The sequence below is a fragment of the Rhizobium tropici CIAT 899 genome, from assembly GCF_000330885.1.
In the GTDB taxonomy this organism is placed as follows: domain Bacteria; phylum Pseudomonadota; class Alphaproteobacteria; order Rhizobiales; family Rhizobiaceae; genus Rhizobium; species Rhizobium tropici.
In genome coordinates this window covers 730,512-747,803 of the sequence record NC_020062.1, presented here as the reverse complement: position 1 = coordinate 747,803, position 17,292 = coordinate 730,512, and the positions used below count along the sequence as shown (strand labels likewise).

Annotated in this window: 16 protein-coding genes and 1 riboswitch; of the genes, 10 read left to right on the top strand and 6 right to left on the bottom strand. The window is 59.6% G+C overall.

Annotation, left to right across the window (positions count from 1 at the left end; genetic code table 11):
* The first annotated feature begins 397 nt into the window (after positions 1–397).
* A complete protein-coding gene (locus RTCIAT899_RS25565) occupies positions 398–1,054 on the top strand; it encodes a TetR family transcriptional regulator (RefSeq protein ID WP_015342718.1) in 657 nt (218 codons plus the stop codon).
* Positions 1,055–1,269: 215 nt separating this feature from the next.
* Here the strand turns inward: RTCIAT899_RS25565 and RTCIAT899_RS25560 are convergent, their stop codons facing one another.
* On the bottom strand, positions 1,270–2,361 hold the full coding sequence (locus RTCIAT899_RS25560; protein WP_015342717.1) for a porin: 1,092 nt from the start codon (positions 2,359–2,361) through the stop codon (positions 1,270–1,272).
* Positions 2,362–2,970: 609 nt separating this feature from the next.
* Positions 2,971–3,102: riboswitch (TPP riboswitch) on the top strand.
* Positions 3,103–3,194: 92 nt separating this feature from the next.
* Here RTCIAT899_RS25560 and thiC point away from each other — a divergent pair.
* From thiC to RTCIAT899_RS25530, 6 genes are all read left to right on the top strand, one after another.
* On the top strand, positions 3,195–5,021 hold the full coding sequence (thiC, locus tag RTCIAT899_RS25555; protein ID WP_015342715.1) for a phosphomethylpyrimidine synthase ThiC: 1,827 nt from the start codon (positions 3,195–3,197) through the stop codon (positions 5,019–5,021).
* 1 nt (position 5,022) lies between these two features.
* On the top strand, positions 5,023–6,000 hold the full coding sequence (thiO, locus tag RTCIAT899_RS25550; RefSeq protein ID WP_015342714.1) for a glycine oxidase ThiO: 978 nt from the start codon (positions 5,023–5,025) through the stop codon (positions 5,998–6,000).
* Positions 5,991–6,188 (top strand): sulfur carrier protein ThiS, encoded by a 198-nt coding sequence (gene thiS / locus RTCIAT899_RS25545; protein WP_015342713.1) that lies wholly within the window; start codon positions 5,991–5,993, stop codon positions 6,186–6,188. The genes thiO and thiS overlap by 10 nt, the downstream gene beginning before the upstream one ends.
* A 2-nt stretch (positions 6,189–6,190) precedes the next feature.
* Positions 6,191–6,964, top strand: a complete 774-nt coding sequence (locus RTCIAT899_RS25540; RefSeq protein ID WP_015342712.1) for a thiazole synthase — start codon at positions 6,191–6,193, stop codon at positions 6,962–6,964.
* Positions 6,961–7,572: a thiamine phosphate synthase gene (locus RTCIAT899_RS25535; protein ID WP_015342711.1), complete on the top strand. Its 612-nt coding sequence runs from the start codon at positions 6,961–6,963 to the stop codon at positions 7,570–7,572. Before RTCIAT899_RS25540 ends, RTCIAT899_RS25535 begins: the two co-directional genes overlap by 4 nt.
* A gap of 161 nt (positions 7,573–7,733) precedes the next feature.
* The gene (locus RTCIAT899_RS25530) at positions 7,734–8,078 is read left to right on the top strand and encodes a hypothetical protein (RefSeq protein WP_015342710.1); all 345 of its coding nucleotides are present in this window, start codon (positions 7,734–7,736) and stop codon (positions 8,076–8,078) included.
* 101 nt (positions 8,079–8,179) lie between these two features.
* Here the strand turns inward: RTCIAT899_RS25530 and RTCIAT899_RS25525 are convergent, their stop codons facing one another.
* Positions 8,180–9,040 carry an urea carboxylase-associated family protein gene (locus tag RTCIAT899_RS25525; protein ID WP_015342709.1) on the bottom strand — a complete coding sequence of 287 codons (861 nt, stop codon included), beginning with the start codon at positions 9,038–9,040 and terminating at the stop codon, positions 8,180–8,182.
* Positions 9,041–9,158: 118 nt separating this feature from the next.
* Here RTCIAT899_RS25525 and RTCIAT899_RS25520 point away from each other — a divergent pair, with 118 nt between their 5' ends.
* Positions 9,159–10,019 carry a LysR substrate-binding domain-containing protein gene (locus RTCIAT899_RS25520; RefSeq protein ID WP_015342708.1) on the top strand — a complete coding sequence of 287 codons (861 nt, stop codon included), beginning with the start codon at positions 9,159–9,161 and terminating at the stop codon, positions 10,017–10,019.
* Between the two features lie 40 nt (positions 10,020–10,059).
* On the opposite strand, the gene RTCIAT899_RS25515 is transcribed toward RTCIAT899_RS25520, so the two are convergent.
* Together RTCIAT899_RS25515 and RTCIAT899_RS25510 are read right to left on the bottom strand one after the other, a co-directional pair.
* Complete coding sequence (locus tag RTCIAT899_RS25515; RefSeq protein ID WP_015342707.1) at positions 10,060–11,064, bottom strand: LacI family DNA-binding transcriptional regulator; 1,005 nt, start codon at positions 11,062–11,064, stop codon at positions 10,060–10,062.
* A 70-nt stretch (positions 11,065–11,134) separates the two neighbouring features.
* Positions 11,135–12,019 (bottom strand): LysR family transcriptional regulator, encoded by an 885-nt coding sequence (locus RTCIAT899_RS25510; protein WP_015342706.1) that lies wholly within the window; start codon positions 12,017–12,019, stop codon positions 11,135–11,137.
* Between the two features lie 116 nt (positions 12,020–12,135).
* Here RTCIAT899_RS25510 and RTCIAT899_RS25505 point away from each other — a divergent pair, with 116 nt between their 5' ends.
* Positions 12,136–12,321 (top strand): 4-oxalocrotonate tautomerase, encoded by a 186-nt coding sequence (locus tag RTCIAT899_RS25505; RefSeq protein ID WP_015342705.1) that lies wholly within the window; start codon positions 12,136–12,138, stop codon positions 12,319–12,321.
* A 45-nt stretch (positions 12,322–12,366) separates the two neighbouring features.
* Here the strand turns inward: RTCIAT899_RS25505 and RTCIAT899_RS25500 are convergent, their stop codons facing one another.
* Together RTCIAT899_RS25500 and RTCIAT899_RS25495 are read right to left on the bottom strand one after the other, a co-directional pair.
* The gene (locus tag RTCIAT899_RS25500) at positions 12,367–12,633 is read right to left on the bottom strand and encodes a hypothetical protein (RefSeq protein ID WP_015342704.1); all 267 of its coding nucleotides are present in this window, start codon (positions 12,631–12,633) and stop codon (positions 12,367–12,369) included.
* A gap of 143 nt (positions 12,634–12,776) precedes the next feature.
* The gene (locus RTCIAT899_RS25495) at positions 12,777–13,238 is read right to left on the bottom strand and encodes an Lrp/AsnC family transcriptional regulator (protein ID WP_015342703.1); all 462 of its coding nucleotides are present in this window, start codon (positions 13,236–13,238) and stop codon (positions 12,777–12,779) included.
* A 185-nt stretch (positions 13,239–13,423) separates the two neighbouring features.
* Between RTCIAT899_RS25495 and putA the strand changes: the two genes are divergently transcribed.
* Positions 13,424–17,128 carry a trifunctional transcriptional regulator/proline dehydrogenase/L-glutamate gamma-semialdehyde dehydrogenase gene (putA, locus tag RTCIAT899_RS25490; protein WP_015342702.1) on the top strand — a complete coding sequence of 1,235 codons (3,705 nt, stop codon included), beginning with the start codon at positions 13,424–13,426 and terminating at the stop codon, positions 17,126–17,128.
* Positions 17,129–17,292 lie beyond the last annotated feature (164 nt).

Genomic DNA, 17,292 nt, shown 5'->3' with positions numbered 1-17,292 from the left:
AGACTTCGATGGTCAATATGAGCTGACGGATCTGCGAACGAACGCCGCGAGTTAAATGCTTCATAGGTTTCAACTTGAACGCTACATCGCTTCTGGAGCAAGCGGACCGGGGATCGCCCGGCCAATATATTTCGCCATCATAGCTATATCAGCGTTTGCACTTTCCGATTTTCACTTCACAACATGGGGAAATTGCTCACGGAAACTTGCGCGTGGCTTATAGCGCTTGACAGGATATATTCTGTTGCGATTTGCTTGCTCAATTTTTGAGGATAGATAAATACCTCCACTCCGTTGAGCATCGCTGGTATATGGGCTCCAGCACTGAACGGCATGATGGAAGAAGAATATCAAGAAGAGGGGCACAGCTTGAACATCGGTTTCTGTGGAGAGGTGAATGAGGCGAACTAAGGAGGAGGCGGCAGAAACGAGGAACGAGATTTTGCAATCCGCAAAAGCTCTGTTTCTCGACAAGGGCTACGAGAATGTCAGCCTGGAAGAGATAGCCGTAGCCGCCGGTGTCACGCGGGGGGCAGTGCACTGGCATTTCAAGAACAAGCAAGGGCTGATGTTTGCGATCCGCGACGAGGCCCAGCAGCCGTTCAAGGATCTGGCGGAGCGGATGTCGAAGGAACTGCCGCCCAACCCGCTTGATCTCATCGCCGATACCATAGCCGCGATATTTGACGATATTCACAGCGACCCGCGCAAGCGCAGCATGCTGAAAGTTATGATGCATCTCGACATGGCGTTTTGCGACGGCACTACGAGCCGGGCGAGTTCGTTTCGGCACGACATGCACGAGAATTTCGAACGCATATTCACCCTTATGGATGAAAAGACGAAACTTCCGGCTCCCTGGACCCCGGATACCGCCTCTTCCGCATTGACAGCGGTCATCGGCGGCCTGATCACCGAATGGACCCTCGACCGAGGCAGCTTCGAATTGGTCCCGTGTGGACAGATGTTCATAAAGATGGTGCTGAAGACCTGGTTCCCGCTGGCACAGACGCAGGAACTGGCGATTGCCGCAATGATACCGGAAAAAGCCTAGAACGGTTTTACCTTCGGAATTGAAGAGAATCAACGACGGCGGTTTGAAGCTTCTGCCGGGAGCTGAACCGATTTCCCAAAGCTGGAAATAAAAAAGGATCCGGAGGGAAAGCCAGATCCTTTGCTTTGATCGGAGGTCAACCGATCGATGAAAGAAGCCTGACGGATTGGAACGTCAGGCTTCTCTTACCCGGCATTGAGCCGGGTAATTCAATATTAGAAGCTACGCTCGAAGCGCAGGATACCAGCCCACTGATCCTGGTTCACAGAATCGAAGTTGGTGTAGGAGACTTCCGGCTCGATGAGCAGGTTCTTGACCGGGTTCCACTTGACGTTGGTGGTTGCGGCAAAGATCTTCGAATCGGTGTAGGCGAGCTGCAGGTTCCACTTCAGCTTTTCGTTGATCGGAACGCCAACGCCGCCCCAAACAGCCCAGTCACCCCAGCCGCACTTCGATGCATCGTTAATCGGGCAAGCCGAACGATCGAGGTTGGTGCCGGCATACTTGTTCAGCTTGTCGCCATCGGTGTTCCAACCGCCCATCAAGAAGGCCGAGAAGGTACCGAAGTCAGCATCGACACGAGCCTTGATAGCGCCTTCTTCGACGATCGAGTCGTAACCGCCAACGACCTTGAAGCCCCATGCACCGGACTTGAAGCCAGCACCGGCAACGACGTCGGGAGCGTAGTGGTTGCCCTTGTCGTCAGACCACCAGCTGGAGCCATAGGAAGCGCCCGAGCCGCTGGAGTTCGAGTCTTCAACCGAGATCACAGCCGTGAAGCCGTTGCCGGCGTCGTAGTTGTAGGTCAACTGGTTGAGTTCGTACGGACCGTCATAGATCACGTCGTCGTTGATGACGTCGCCGGCATAACCGATGTAGGAGTTGTACTGGGAGTCAGCCTTACCGACGAGGAAACCGCCGAGGCTGATGTTTGCGAACAGCAGCTTCGTGGAAGTGGAGTTACCGTCATTCCAATCCCAACGGATGACCGTGTTGGTCTTCAGCGGGCCGTATTCGGTGTCGGTTGCCGTGTCGACGCTCAGCTCCGCACGGGTGTGCCACAGCGTACCGTTATGGCTGTTCGGGTTGTAGGCATCGTACCACTCGCCTTCGGTACGGACGCGGCCGCCGATCTTGAGGCAGGTTTCAGTGCCTGGAATGAAGAAGTAGCCAGCGCCGTAGGCGTCGCAGATGCGAACGTATTCCAGCGGCTCGGGCTCAGCAGCGACGATCGCGTCAGCCGCATGGGCGCCAGAAACTGCTGCCAGCGCAGCAGCGGAGCCGAGAAGAAGGCTCTTGATGTTCATTTTAAACTCCTGGTTGCAATATGCATTCCAATTTACCGCGAGTACAAAGCTGGAACACCACCCTGAGGATTACGTCAGCTTAAACGCAACCGGGCAGTCCGGCAGATACGCACCTGATGTCGGCTTGAGTCCCCTCTAACCTCCATAATTCACCCCGCGGCAAAGGTTTTGAAATGCCTCTACCGATCCGGCCGATTGCTCGTCCGTAAGACAGTTTATGTCCTATGTTTGGTTTACAAACAGCCCGTATGTTTGTCAATTCTGTGAAACCCGCCCCGGCACTAGACTTGATTGCTGTTGCTTAAATGCAACTGGCGGCTGGCTGGGCCTTTTACTGCCGGAGTATTCAGCCTCGCCAAGGTTTAAGAATTCGCCCCAAATCGAGGCAGTCTTCCCCAATCAGACTCGCGATCCAGAATTTTCATCGGTACCGTTTATGCGGGAACGGGCATGGATCAAGAGCAGCGTCATCGGAGATGACGATCGCGCCTATCGGAGGCTCGCCCCCTGTAGAATCTACGCGCTCCCGCGCCACACTGATCAATCGATTGAGAAGATGCGACCGTCGTTGCGGGGTTGACAGAGAACAAGGGTAAGGCATAGCCTTTTCGTATTCACCAGGGGGGTCCCGGCAAGGGGCTGAGATACTGCTGGACAATGAGGCTTTGCCTCCTGTGGCGCAGTGACCCGTTGAACCTGATCCAGTTCATACTGGCGTAGGGACGGTGCAAGCGCTTGAAGGCTTCGGATTCCCGCGTGGATTCCATGCCGGCGTCTTTCCATCATTCCGGCTGATTGACTGGGTCTCCAACTGCAACTTGGAGCCTCAAACCATGAATATTGCCGCAAAGAACCTCACTCCGACCGTCACCACCGGCCCGCTGCCGGCATCCACGAAAATCTATGTTCCCGGAGAGATCCACCCGGACATCCGCGTGCCGATGCGCGAAATCAGCGTCCATCCGACCTCAGGCGAGCCGCCTGTCATTGTTTATGATTCTTCCGGCCCCTACACGATCGAGGGCGCCGATATCCGCATCGAGGAGGGTCTATCTCAGCTACGCCGCGACTGGGTTCTCGCCCGCGGCGATGTCGAGGCTTATGAAGGCCGGCATGTGCGCCCTGAAGACAATGGTTTCGTCACCGGCGAGCGGCTGACACCGGAATTTCCGGCCAGGCGCCAGCCCCTGCGGGCAAAAGACGGCAAGGCGGTCACCCAACTCGCCTATGCGCGCGCCGGCATCATCACGCCGGAAATGGAATTCATCGCCATCCGCGAAAATCTCGGCCGCAAGGCGAAGGCAGAAGCCCTGATTCGCGATGGCGAAAGCTTCGGCGCCCATATTCCGGATCATGTCACCCCGGAATTCGTCCGCCAGGAAGTTGCAAGCGGCCGAGCGATCATTCCGGCCAACATCAATCACCCCGAAAGCGAGCCGATGATCATCGGCCGGAATTTCCTGGTGAAGATCAACGCCAATATCGGCAATTCCGCCGTGACCTCTTCGATGGCGGAGGAAGTCGAGAAGATGGTCTGGGCCGCGCGCTGGGGCGCCGATACCGTCATGGACCTCTCGACAGGCCGTAACATCCACAACATCCGCGAATGGATCATCCGCAATTCGCCGCTGCCGATCGGCACTGTGCCGCTTTATCAGGCGCTGGAAAAGGTCGGCGGCATTGCCGAGGAACTGACCTGGGAGGTCTATCGCGACACGCTGATCGAGCAGGCCGAACAGGGCGTCGACTATTTCACCATCCATGCCGGTGTGCGACTGCATTACATACCGCTGACCGTCAACCGCGTCACCGGCATTGTCTCCCGCGGCGGCTCGATCATGGCCAAGTGGTGTCTGCATCACCATCGCGAGAGCTTCCTTTATGAGCATTTCGAGGAAATCTGCGATATCTGCCGTGCTTATGACGTCTCTTTCTCGCTCGGCGACGGCCTGCGCCCCGGCTCGATAGCTGACGCCAACGACGCCGCGCAGTTCGCCGAACTGGAGACACTCGGCGAGTTGACGAAGATCGCCTGGGCCAAGGATTGTCAGGTGATGATCGAAGGCCCCGGCCATGTGCCGATGCACAAGATCAAGGAAAACATGGACAAGCAGCTTTCCGTCTGCGGCGAGGCGCCCTTTTATACGCTCGGACCGCTGACGACGGATATCGCGCCCGGCTATGACCACATCACATCGGGCATCGGCGCTGCCATGATCGGCTGGTTCGGGACGGCGATGCTCTGCTACGTCACGCCGAAGGAGCACCTTGGTCTGCCCGATCGCAACGACGTCAAGACAGGCGTCATCACCTACAAGATCGCAGCGCATGCGGCGGATCTCGCCAAAGGTCATCCGGCCGCGCAGGTTCGTGACGATGCTCTGTCGCGCGCCCGGTTCGAATTCCGCTGGGAAGATCAGTTCAACCTTTCGCTCGACCCGGACACGGCTCGCAGCTTCCACGACGAAACCCTGCCGAAGGAAGCTCATAAGGTGGCCCATTTCTGCTCGATGTGCGGCCCGAAATTCTGCTCGATGCGGATTTCGCACGACATCCGCGCCGAAGCGCAGAAGGAAGGGCTGGAAGCCATGGCCGCCAAGTATCGAGAGGGCGGAGACCTCTATATGCCGGTCGATACGGCCTCGCACCCGGCTGAATGACATGCGTATTCTCGTTAAAGGGGCCGGCGTTGCCGGCCTCACGGTCGCACGCGAGCTGGTCCGGCGCGGAGCCGAGGTCACGATCTCAGATCCAAGCCGGACTTTTCATCATGCCGCCTCCTGGCTTGCCGGCGGCATGCTGGCGCCATGGTGCGAGTGCGAAAGTGCCGATGAGGCTGTACTGACGCTCGGCCGTGATTCCGCCGATCGATGGGAAGCGATTCTGCCCGGCGAGATCGTCCGCAATGGAACGCTCGTCGTCGCGCCGAACCGCGATCAAAACGAGCTGAGACGATTCGCCAGCCGCACGACGAATTACCGCTGGGTAGACGAAGACGAAGTCGCTGCCCTTGAGCCTTCGCTTGACGGCCGGTTCCGCCAGGGCCTGTTCTTTCCACAGGAAGCACATCTCGATCCCCGTGAGGTCCTGCAATCGTTGAAGGACGATCTATCTGCAAAAGGCGTCACCTTTGTCGACGAACTCCTGGATGACGATAGTTTCTTTGACATCGTCGACTGCACAGGGGCTGCCAGCATCGGCCGCATCCGCGATTTGCGCGGCGTGCGCGGCGAAATGCTCTATCTGCAGAGCGATGAAATCGCGCTTTCGCGCCCTGTCCGCCTGCTGCATCCACGTTTTCCGGTCTATATCGTGCCGCGCGGCGAAGGCCTGTTCATGGTCGGCGCGACGATGATCGAGACCGACTTCAAAGGGCCGATCACCGCCCGTTCGCTGATGGAACTCCTAAACGCAGCCTATGCGCTGCACCCGGCCTTTGCCGAAGCCGCCGTGGTCGAAACCGACACCGGCATCCGCCCTGCCTTTACAGACAACCTTCCGCGCGTGATGCGGCAGGGCAAAGCCATCCTTGTCAACGGCCTCTATCGCCACGGCTTTCTGCTCGCGCCCGCGATGGCCGAGAAAGCCGCTGATCTCGTCTTTTCCGGACACGACGAAAGGAGCCGCCAATGCGCCTGATCATCAACGGCGAAGCGCAGATTGTCGAAGCAACGACGCTCTCGCAGCTTCTCACGGCTCTCGAATATGAGGGCGAATGGCTGGCAACCGCCGTCAATGGCGAACTCGTCCATAGCGAGGAACGCGGCGACCACATCCTAACCGACGACGACAGGATCGAGATCCTGACGCCCATGCAGGGAGGCTGACGATGCTTGAACTCTACGGAACCCAAATTACATCGCGCCTTCTTCTCGGCACGGCGCGCTACCCCTCCCCGGCCGTACTGGCGGAAGCCGTCAAACGTTCGCAAACCGGGATCGTGACCGTATCACTGCGCCGGGAAACGGCAGGCGGGCGTAATGGCGGCGCATTCTTCGAGATGATTCGCGAACTCGGTGTTCGCGTGCTTCCCAATACAGCAGGCTGCCACGGCGTATCCGAAGCGGTTCTGACCGCGAAAATGGCGCGCGAGGTCTTTCGGACCAACTGGATCAAGCTCGAGGTGATCGGCAATCACGATACGCTGCAGCCCGACGTCTTCGCGCTGGTGGAAGCGGCAAAAATCCTCACCAATGACGGTTTCGAGGTCTTTCCCTACACGACGGACGATCTCATCGTCGCCGAGCGGCTGCTGGAAGCCGGATGCAAGGTGCTGATGCCCTGGTGCGCACCGATCGGAACGGCGGCCGGGCCGCTCAATCTCTCCGCCCTGCGATCGATGCGGGCCCATTTTCCCGAGGTGCCGCTGGTAGTGGACGCCGGCATCGGCAGGCCTTCGCATGCAACGACCGTCATGGAGCTTGGCTTCGATGCCGTGCTGCTCAACACAGCAGTTGCCGGGGCTGGCGATCCGGCCGCGATGGCGGAAGCCTTCGCCAAGGCCATCGATGCCGGCCGACAGGCATACGGCGCCGGCATGCTGGAGCCGCGCGATATGGCGGTACCCTCGACACCGGTGATCGGAAAGGCGGTGTTCGCGTGACGATCGATCCCTTCTACCTCATTGTCGATAGTGCGGCCTGGATCAGGCGGTTGGTGCCGCTCGGCGTCAAGCTGGTACAGTTGCGCATCAAGGATCGCTCAACGTCTGAGATCCGCGCCGAAATTCGCGAGGCGAAGGCAATTTGCGCCGCGCATGAGTGCCAATTGATCGTCAACGACTATTGGCAGCTGGCAATCGAGGAGGGTTGCGATTTCATCCATCTCGGCCAGGAGGATCTCGCTTCCGCCGATCTCTCCGCCATACGGGATGCCGGATTGAAGCTGGGGCTTTCGACACATGACGAGGCGGAGCTCGAGACGGCGCTTGCTGCCGAACCCGATTATATTGCGCTGGGGCCGATCTACCCGACCGTGCTCAAGGTCATGCCCTGGGCGCCCCAAGGCCTCGATCGGATCGGCGCGTGGAAGGCGCGCATCGGCAATCGGCCTCTCGTTGCGATCGGCGGCCTGACGGTCGAACGTCTTGCGGGCGTATTCGAGCATGGCGCCGATATCGCCGCGGTCGTAACGGATATCACCCGCAATCCTGACCCCGAATCGCGAACGCTCGAATGGGTGGCGGCGACCCGGCAGATGCCTCCAAATTGACAAGATCGCCCCTCAGGAGCCCATGCAAGGGGCTATTTTCAGCCGCTATTGCCCGATGAACGGGCCATTCATGGAATATTCAGCTGAACATAATCATGCTGAAGGCGTTAATTAGATGACTCGCGTTTTCGCTGAGCACAAAGACTGCTTTGGAGGTAGTCATGATAAAGAAGACGGTTCTTACGGTTTTGCTGGCCGCTGCGGTCGTAGGCGGCGCATTGGCGCCCGTCAGCAGCGCACAGGCACAGTATTACGACGGCCATCGCGGTGACTGGCGCGGCCATGACGATTGGCGTCGTCATCATCATCGTGGCAACGGCGGCGCGATCGCTGGCGGTGTTGCCGCGGGTCTTCTCGGTGGACTGATCGTCGGCGGCGCTCTTGCCAACCGAGGCCCGGTTTACGAGGTCGCCCCGCCGCAGCCCAGATGCTGGTACGAAGATCGCCGCGTCCAGAACGAGTATGACTATGGCTGGCATTACGAGCGCATTCGCGTTTGTAACTAAGCGATAAGCAATGCATCCACACTGCGCGGATGCGTCGTTTGATGGATGATTTGGATTTGCCGGCGGTCAAAACCGCCGGCAAACTATTTTAGGCGGGCAAATTATAATCCGTGCGTCCTTGAATAGGCATTGCGCTCCGGAAATGTTCGCCCAGCAAGGCTTTCGGGCCCGGGACGCCAAATTTCGACGAGCAAGGGATAGCAGGGCACTGTATCGCTCGAATGTTCGCTGCCACAATCGCCGCCGGGGCAGGCGGAGAGCGCTCCGAGCAGATCGATCTCCGCGAAGAACTCGAGGAAGTCGCCCGGCCGCACGGGGCTTGCCTTCATGAAATACTGGTGGGTGTCGCGCGTAAATCCGGTACACATGAACACGTTCAGCACGTCGTGAACATGGAACTCCGCCTCCTGGATGGAGATGTTCATTTCCTTGGCGAGCGCACGCGACAGGTTCGAATGGCAGCAATGGTGATAGTCGTCACCCTTCAGCAGCCGGTTCGTATAGGGATCGCAGCGGGTGCCGATGACATCGTGGACCCCGGCTCCATCCGCGTCCCAACCATACCAGCCAAGCGTATCATGCGTGATCGTCGCCATTGGCCGCAGATAGGGCAGCGTGCTCCACAGCCGATCGCCGACACCGACATGGGTGGCGTGCAAAGCCCTCGTCTTGCCGCTGAAAAAGCGCTCGGAAAGATCGGCAGCATTCCACAGATTGAGATCGCCCACCTGCGCGCCCTCGACGCTGACGATCCGGAAGAAATGTCCCTTCGGCACACGGAAACTGCCGCCTTCACGCGGTGCGACGATGGTTTCGGCAACCTTGGTCATGGTTTGCCTTGCCACGCGCAGCACATCCATGTCGACCGGCGGCAGCGTTCCGTTCGGATAGACGACAACGGGGGGCTTGCCGCGCCGCTCCTCGGCATCGGCGGGTGCTGGCATATCGAAAATACTGTTCATGGTGGCTTTCATTCCTCACCGATCCGACATTCGTTTCGGCAGCACTGTAAGGATGCCAGTTCCTTGCGCAACGGTGATCGGGCTTGTGCTTTGGCCAAGTTTTACTTAGCCTCGTCCGATGCAACATGTCCCGCTTGCCTCCCTTCGCGCCTTCGAGGCGGCCATTCGCCACGAAAGTTTTGCCAAGGCGGCGGCTGAACTCAATCTTACGGCCGCCGGCGTTAGCCAGCATGTGCGCACCTTGGAGGAATGGCTCGGCATCAAGCTCTTTACGCGGCATGCCCGTGGTGTCACGGCGACTATGGCCGGCCGCGATTTCGGGGCTGCCGTGGCAAACGGCCTCGGACATATCGATATCGCCGCCCGGCAGCTGCGGTTTGCCAGCAACAGTCGGCCGGTCAGCGTGGCCTGTATCGCTTCTGTCGCCACCCGTTGGCTGATACCCCGACTGTCGGCATTCAGGAAGGAATACCCCGAAATCCAGATCAATATCGTCTACGCGCTCGATGCGAGGACGCCGGAGGCGGCAAGCGTCGATCTTCTGATCCGTCACGGACCAAGACCTTCGACGCATGCCATCTCGCTATTGACGGCCGAAACGCGGCCGACCTGTTCGAGAGAATATGAGCGCCGTCACGGACCGATCAGGACGCCAGCCGATCTCCTTAATCTCGACCTCCTGCACGATGAAACGGCGGCCGCATGGACACGCTGGTTCGCCCTCGAAGGTATCCACCAGCCTCCAAGAGCCGGCCCGATCTTTGCCGATTTCGGCTTGATGATCGGGTCGGTCATCGGCGGTCAAGGTGTGGGCCTCTGCCCCACTGCCTTGATCTCGGATGAATTGGCCAATGGAACGCTGGTTGCCCTATTCAATACGGCACTGGACACCGATAAATCCTATTGGCTGCTCGAAGCCAGCCATCTTTCCAACGATGCTGAAACGTTTCGCAACTGGCTTGTTTCCGTGAACAAGTAGACACCGGAGCAGCATCCCCATCTGCGGTAAGCCAACGTTCTCAGAGGCTTTCCGGGGTAACGGTCAGAAAACGCACCGGCTCGAGATCGACATCGGTATCGATCAGGCCCAGCCGCTTCAGCGTCAGATCGATGGCACGCCGGGCTTGAACCTCGGGAGCCTGATCGAGAACGATCGTCATCAAACCCTCCTTCAGATAGCCGCGCGTCGCATCGGACAATTCATGCCCGACCCAGAATACCGGCCGCTGGCGATACCGGCGCAGAACCGTCGCGATCGCGGCATTGTCGCCGCCGGCGCTGTAAAGGCCGATAATATCGGGATACCGGGCGAAGGCGTTGGTCAGCAGCTCGATCGTCTTCATTTCATCGTCCTCATCGAACATGACTTCAACGAAGCGATGCGATGGGTTCGCATGATCGAGCAGATAGTTGGAAAAGCCGCGGATACGCGCCTTGTGGTTCTCATAAGCGCCGCTGTGGCAGAGTGCGACGAAAGTGCCGGAGATATTCGACTGCATGCGCGCCATGTAGAAGGCGGCGGTGCGGCCGGCCGCCTCGTTGTCGATGCCGACGTAAGGCAGCTCCAGTGCTGGCCGCGTCATGATCTGCACGACGGGAATGCCACCGCCGGCGACCTTGCGGATGCTGCCGACCACATCGGGATGATCGGGCGCAACGACGATCAGGGCGGAGCGCCGTGCCTGCGGATTGGCGATATGGCGCGAAAAATCGGCGGGATCGTCTTCCCTAGCGAAAGTCCGCTGGATCTGGATATCCTTGTCGAGCAGGGCGGCGATGCGCTCGAAGGCTCGATTGAGCCTTGAATAGAAATAGGTTTCAGGCCGCAGCAGCACGACCTCGATGCGCACCAGACCGTGCCTGATCCCCGCCGGCGGCGTGCGGTAGCCGAGCCGCTTGGCCGCGATGAAGATCTTTTCCGCCGTTTCCGGCAAAACATTGCCGCGCCCGTTCAGCGCCCGCTCGACGGTGGCTGCTCCCACACCCGCGGCCGTCGCCACATCCTTCAACGTAACCTTGGCCACGCTTTCCTCATTTTCCAATCCGATGATCAGATTTGATCATGGATTCGCGGCGGATGAAAGAGGGGGAATCTCAGCCGAAGCGAGCGACGAGAAAATCGATGACGCTGCGCAGCATGGCCGTCGGACGCCGGTCCGGCGCATAGACAAGGTGCATCGGTGTCGGCTGGTACGACCAAAGGGGCAGGACGGGCTCAAGACGGCCGGCATCGAGATCGGCCGCCAAGAGCAGTTCCGGCTGCAGCACTATGCCGGCTCCGTGCAGAGCGGCAACGCGCAAAGCCCCGCCCTGATTGGTGGTGAATCTGCCCTTGATGGCGATCTCACGCGTTTCCCCGTCCGGACCAACGAGATGCCAGCGCCCCTGGAGCCGCCAGTAGGAATGGCCGAGACACATATGATTGGCGAGGTCCTCGGGGCTTTGCGGCCGGCCGCAGCGATCCAGATAATCCGGCGACGCCGCAAGAATGCGTCGATAGGGTTTTAGCGGACGCGCCACGAGATTAGTGTCCGCCAGATCGCCGATATGGATCCCGAGTTCGTAGCCTTCGCCGATCAGATCATGTGGATTATTGTCGAGCGCCAGATCGACGCTGACCTCAAGATTCTCATGCAGATAGTCGACAAGCGCCGGCACGAGGCTTTGCGTTCCGAAACTGACAGGAGCGACGAGCCGCAGGCGCCCGCGCGGTGCCGATTGCAGTTCGGAGGCCGATTGCTCGGCATGCTCCACCTCCGCCAGCACCGTCTTGCATCGCTCGTAATAAAGCTTGCCGACCTCGGTCAGCTGATGGCGGCGTGTGGTGCGGTGAAGCAGGCGCGCACCGAGCCGCTGTTCGATCGTCCTGATATGTTTGGCAACCATGGCCGGCGACACCTGGCTTATGTCGGCAGCTGCGGCAAAACTGCCCTGTTCGACTACTTTGACGAACATCGCCATTCCCGCCAACTTGTCCATGATTGCGTACCCACAGGTTCGGAATGAAGCAAATGGAAGCGTATTTATCGCCAAATGGTTTTGCAAGATAGTCCGTAGGCGCCGAACATCCGGCGATAATTGCTCAAGGAGTTGCCATGCCCATCCTGCGCTTGGAAATGCATCCCGGCCGCACGCAAGACCAGAAGCGCGCTTTCGTTCGTGAAGCGACCAAAGCCGCTGTAGAAACACTCGCCTGCCCGCCGGAATCGGTGGAAATCATCATCACCGAGATTTCGAAAGAGTCCTGGGCGACAGCAGGAAAGCTGAAATCGGATAGCTGAAACGACCCGATTTCGTGATCGCGGCCTGGCGGTTTTTATCGACCGTCAGGCCTCGTTTGGCGCCAGGCTCTGCCGCCCCCAGGCTTCGGCCCAATCCATCAGACGCGCCATCTCCTGCCTGAGAGCATGCGAACGGATAATATCGGCGGCGTGGCTCAGATTGCTGCGCGGATTGTAGAATGCATCGATCTCTTCGCCACTCTCTCGCCTCGCCGTCTCCAGGCGAAGCTTCATTTCCTCGACTTCGGCCTTCACCGCAAAGTATCGCTTCATGACCTCAACAAGGTCGCGGTCGCCTGCACTGGTCTCCATGCATACTCCATCCTACTTATTTTAGCGCCTCGCAATGATCCGATTCGAATGGCGGAATCTAGGTCATTGTTTAGCCGGCAGGATGGATCGGGCGGCGAAGCCTTACGCGGCGGATGGGAAAGCAGATGAAATAGGAAGCGGAATTACGACCAGTTTTCCTTGACCGACTGCATCACCACATTGGTCGAAGTGCTTGCCACGAAAGGCAGGCTGGAAATTTTCTCGCCAAGAACAATGCGATAGCGGCGAATATCCGAGGTTCGCACCTTGAGGAGATAATCGAAGCGACCGGCGATCATGTGGCACTCTTCGATTTCCTTGATTTTCTTGATGGCATTGTTGAAGCTGAGCAAGGCCTCCTCACGGGTATCCGTGAGTTTTACTTCGGCAAAGGCGACGTGATCGAGGCCAAGCTTGATCGGATTGAGGATGGCCTTGAAGCCGTCGATATAGCCGGAATCGATCAGTTTCTTGAGGCGTGCCTGGCAGGGAGTCTTGGAAAGGCCGACCCGCTCGGAAAGCTCCGTGATCGACATGCGACCGTCTTCGACGAGTGCGTCGAGGATCTTTTGGTCGAACTGGTCAATTTCACTGGACTTGGTCATTTTCGCAGGCATTCCTATTTGAAATAAGCGCTATTGAAGTTCAATATGACTGGAAAGCCGCAGTTTCAAGGCGGAATGCTTTCTTGGAATGAAGTATGTTCTGGCCGAAGCAACGGGAGGGCTACGGGTGGCGATATCGCTGGCATCAACCACAGCCATCCAGGCCCTTGCATCTTGAGGTTATCATGACTGTCTCTGCCAAGCTCGCAACTGAAGAACCAGCTCCAGACGCTGCCCCATTTTCGCATTTCGCTCCGTCCATCCGCGCCCAGAGTCCGCTTCGCCAGGCGATTACCGCCGCCTACCGGCGTCCCGAAACGGAATGCCTGCCCTTCCTCGTGGAAGCGGCGACCTTACCGGACGCCGCGCGCGAATCTGCTGGAAAGACCGCCAGGAAGCTGATCGAAGCGCTGCGCGCCAAGCACAAGGGCGATGGCGTCGAAGGACTGGTGCACGAATATTCGCTGTCGAGCCAGGAAGGTGTCGCGCTCATGTGCCTTGCCGAGGCACTGCTGCGCATCCCGGACACCGCGACGCGCGACGCACTCATCCGCGACAAGATCGCCGGCGGCGACTGGAAGTCGCATATAGGCGGCGGCCGCTCGATGTTCGTCAATGCCGCGACCTGGGGACTGGTCGTCACCGGCAAGCTGACCTCGACGGTCAACGAAGGCGGCCTTTCCGCCGCGCTGACAAAGCTGATCGCCCGCGCCGGCGAGCCCGTCATCCGCCGTGGCGTCGACATGGCCATGCGCATGATGGGAGAACAATTCGTCACCGGCGAGACCATCGATGAAGCATTGAAGCGAGCACGTGCGCTTGAAGCGAAAGGCTTCCGCTATTCCTACGACATGCTCGGCGAGGCGGCGACGACCCACGCCGATGCCGAGCGCTACTATCGCGACTATGAAAACGCCATCCATGCAATCGGCAAGGCATCAGCCGGCCGCGGCATCTATGAAGGCCCCGGCATCTCCATCAAGCTCTCCGCGCTGCACCCGCGCTATTCGCGCTCGCAGGCCGACAGGGTGATGGGCGAACTTCTGCCGAAGGTGAAGGCGCTCGCGCTACTTTCAAAAGGCTATAATATTGGCCTGAACATCGACGCCGAAGAGGCAGACCGTCTCGAACTCTCGCTCGACCTTCTGGAAGAACTGTGCCTCGATCCGGATCTGTCTGGCTGGGATGGCATCGGCTTCGTGGTGCAGGCCTATGGCAAACGTTGCCCCTTCGTCCTCGATTTCATCATCGATCTCGCCCGCCGCTCCGGGCATCGCCTCATGGTCCGCCTCGTCAAGGGCGCTTATTGGGACGCCGAGATCAAGCGCGCGCAGTTGGACGGCCTCGAAGGTTTCCCCGTCTATACCCGCAAGATCTACACCGACGTTTCCTATATCGCCTGCGCCAAGAAGCTGCTGGCCGCGACCGACGTGGTCTTCCCGCAGTTTGCCACCCACAACGCCCAGAGCCTGGCCACCATCTACCATATGGCTGGCGACGAGTTTGCGGTCGGCAAATACGAATTCCAGTGCCTGCACGGCATGGGCGAGCCGCTCTATGAAGAGGTCGTGGGCGCCGAAAATCTCAATCGCCCCTGCCGGATCTACGCGCCAGTCGGCACCCACGAAACGCTGCTCGCCTATCTCGTCCGCCGCCTGCTCGAAAACGGCGCCAACTCGTCTTTCGTCAACAAGATCGCCGACCCTGCCGTCCCGGTATCCGAGCTGATCGCCGATCCCGTCGAGATCGTGCGCGGCATGACCGTGGTCGGCGCACAGCACGACAAGATCGCTCTCCCGGCCGATTTGTTCGGCGGCGCGCGGCAGAATTCCGCTGGTGTCGATCTCTCAAATGAAACCGCGCTCAACGATCTCTCTGCGCAGCTGCAAGCTTCGGCAGCCAAAGACTGGACCGCCAAGCCACTTCTCGCCGACCGCTCCGAGCGCGGCGTGGCCCGTGCAGTTCTTAATCCTGCCGACCATACGGACCTCGTTGGCCATGTCACCGAACTGGAGCCGGAAGATGCGCCCGACGTCATGCGGCTTGCAGCCGCGGCAGCCGAGCGTTGGGCCGCCGTGAGCCCCGCAGAGCGGGCCGCCATCCTTGAACGCGCCGCCGAGCTCATGCAGAGCGAGATGCCTGTTCTCGTCGGCCTGACTATCCGCGAAGCTGGCAAATCGGCCGCAAACGCCGTCGGCGAAATCCGGGAAGCGATCGACTTCCTTCGCTATTATGCCGTTCAGGCGCGCCAGGTGCTGAAGCCGGAGAGCGTGCCGCTCGGCCCTGTCGTCTGCATCAGCCCATGGAACTTCCCGCTGGCGATCTTCACCGGTCAGGTTGCGGCCGCGCTGGTCGCCGGCAATCCGGTCGTCGCCAAGCCCGCCGGCAATACGCCGCTGATCGCAGCCCAAGGCGTCCGCATCCTGCATGAAGCCGGCATCCCGCGCGATGTCCTGCAATTTGTCCCCGGCGGTGGCAGAACGGGCGCAGCCCTCGTCGGTGCTCCCGAAACCGCCGGCGTCATGTTCACAGGCTCGACGGAAGTTGCTCGCCTGATCCAGGCTCAGCTTGCCGAACGGCTCTCCAAATTCGGCAAGCCGATCCCTCTCATCGCCGAAACCGGCGGGCAGAACGGCATGATCGTCGACTCCTCCGCCCTTGCCGAACAGGTCGTCGGCGATGTCATCGCCTCGGCCTTCGACAGTGCCGGCCAGCGCTGCTCGGCCCTGCGCGTCCTTTGCCTGCAGGAGGATGTAGCCGATCGTACGCTGACCATGCTGCGCGGCGCCCTTCGCGAGCTCTCGGTCGGCCGGACCGACCGTCTTGCCGTCGATATCGGCCCCGTCATCGACGACAACGCCAAGCGCGGCATCGATGAACATATCGAACGCATGCGCAAGCTCGGTTGCAATGTCGAACAGCTCGACCTTCCCGAAAGCGCTGCCAAGGGTACCTTCGTCGCTCCCACCATCATCGAGCTGAAGAAGCTGAGCGATCTGAAGCGCGAGGTGTTCGGCCCGGTCCTTCACATCATGCGTTATCAACGCAAGGGGCTCGACAAGCTGATTGCCGATATCAATGCCTCCGGCTACGGCTTGACCTTTGGCCTGCACACCCGGCTTGACGATATGATCGCCCATGTCACGGAGCGCGTGCGCGCCGGCAATCTCTATGTTAACCGCAACATCATCGGCGCCGTCGTCGGCGTCCAGCCCTTCGGCGGCCGCGGCCTTTCCGGTACCGGTCCGAAGGCCGGCGGCCCGATGTATCTGCGCCGTCTGGTCGCCTCCTCGACGGAACCGTTGCGCGATGCCTCCGTGCAGGTCGATCCGGCTGCGCAGCAGTTTATCGCCTGGCTCGAAAGCAAGGGTGCTGTGGATGTGACCAAACAGGCCCGTGCTGTCGCCAGCCAGTCGCCGCTCGGCTTCAATACCGAACTGCAAGGGCCGGTCGGCGAGCTGAATCTCTATGCTCTGCATCCCCGCGGCAGAATCCTGCTCGTTCCGCAGACGGCACTTGGCCTCCATGTCCAGATCGCCGCAGGCCTTGCAACAGGCAATTCGATCGTCATTGATGCGGCATCCGGCTGGCAGGAAGAGCTTCATAGCCTGCCGACGCAGGTCGCAAACCGCATTTCCTGGACGAAAGATTGGGCCGCCGATGGACCTTTCGCTGGCGCTCTCATCGAAGGTGACGCTGCACGCGTCCAGCAGGCGATCAAGACGATCTCGGCAACTCCAGGTCCGCTGGTTCTCACCCAGGCGGCCTCGAGCGAAGAAATCGCTAAAAACGCTGACGCCTATTGCCTGAATTGGCTGCTCGAAGAGGTGACGACATCGATCAACACCGCGGCTGCCGGCGGCAATGCCAGTCTGATGACGATCGGCTGAAACTAATGGCGATCTAGAACACGGTGGCCGAACCGGCAAGGTCTCGGCCGCCGCTTCGTTTCATGGCGTACATTCTGCAGTGACCTGCCAATTCGCTACGGCCCTCACGCAGCTTTTCGGCCTCCTTCTCTTCCGCCCCAAAATTTTTGAGAAAAGCTTTTCTC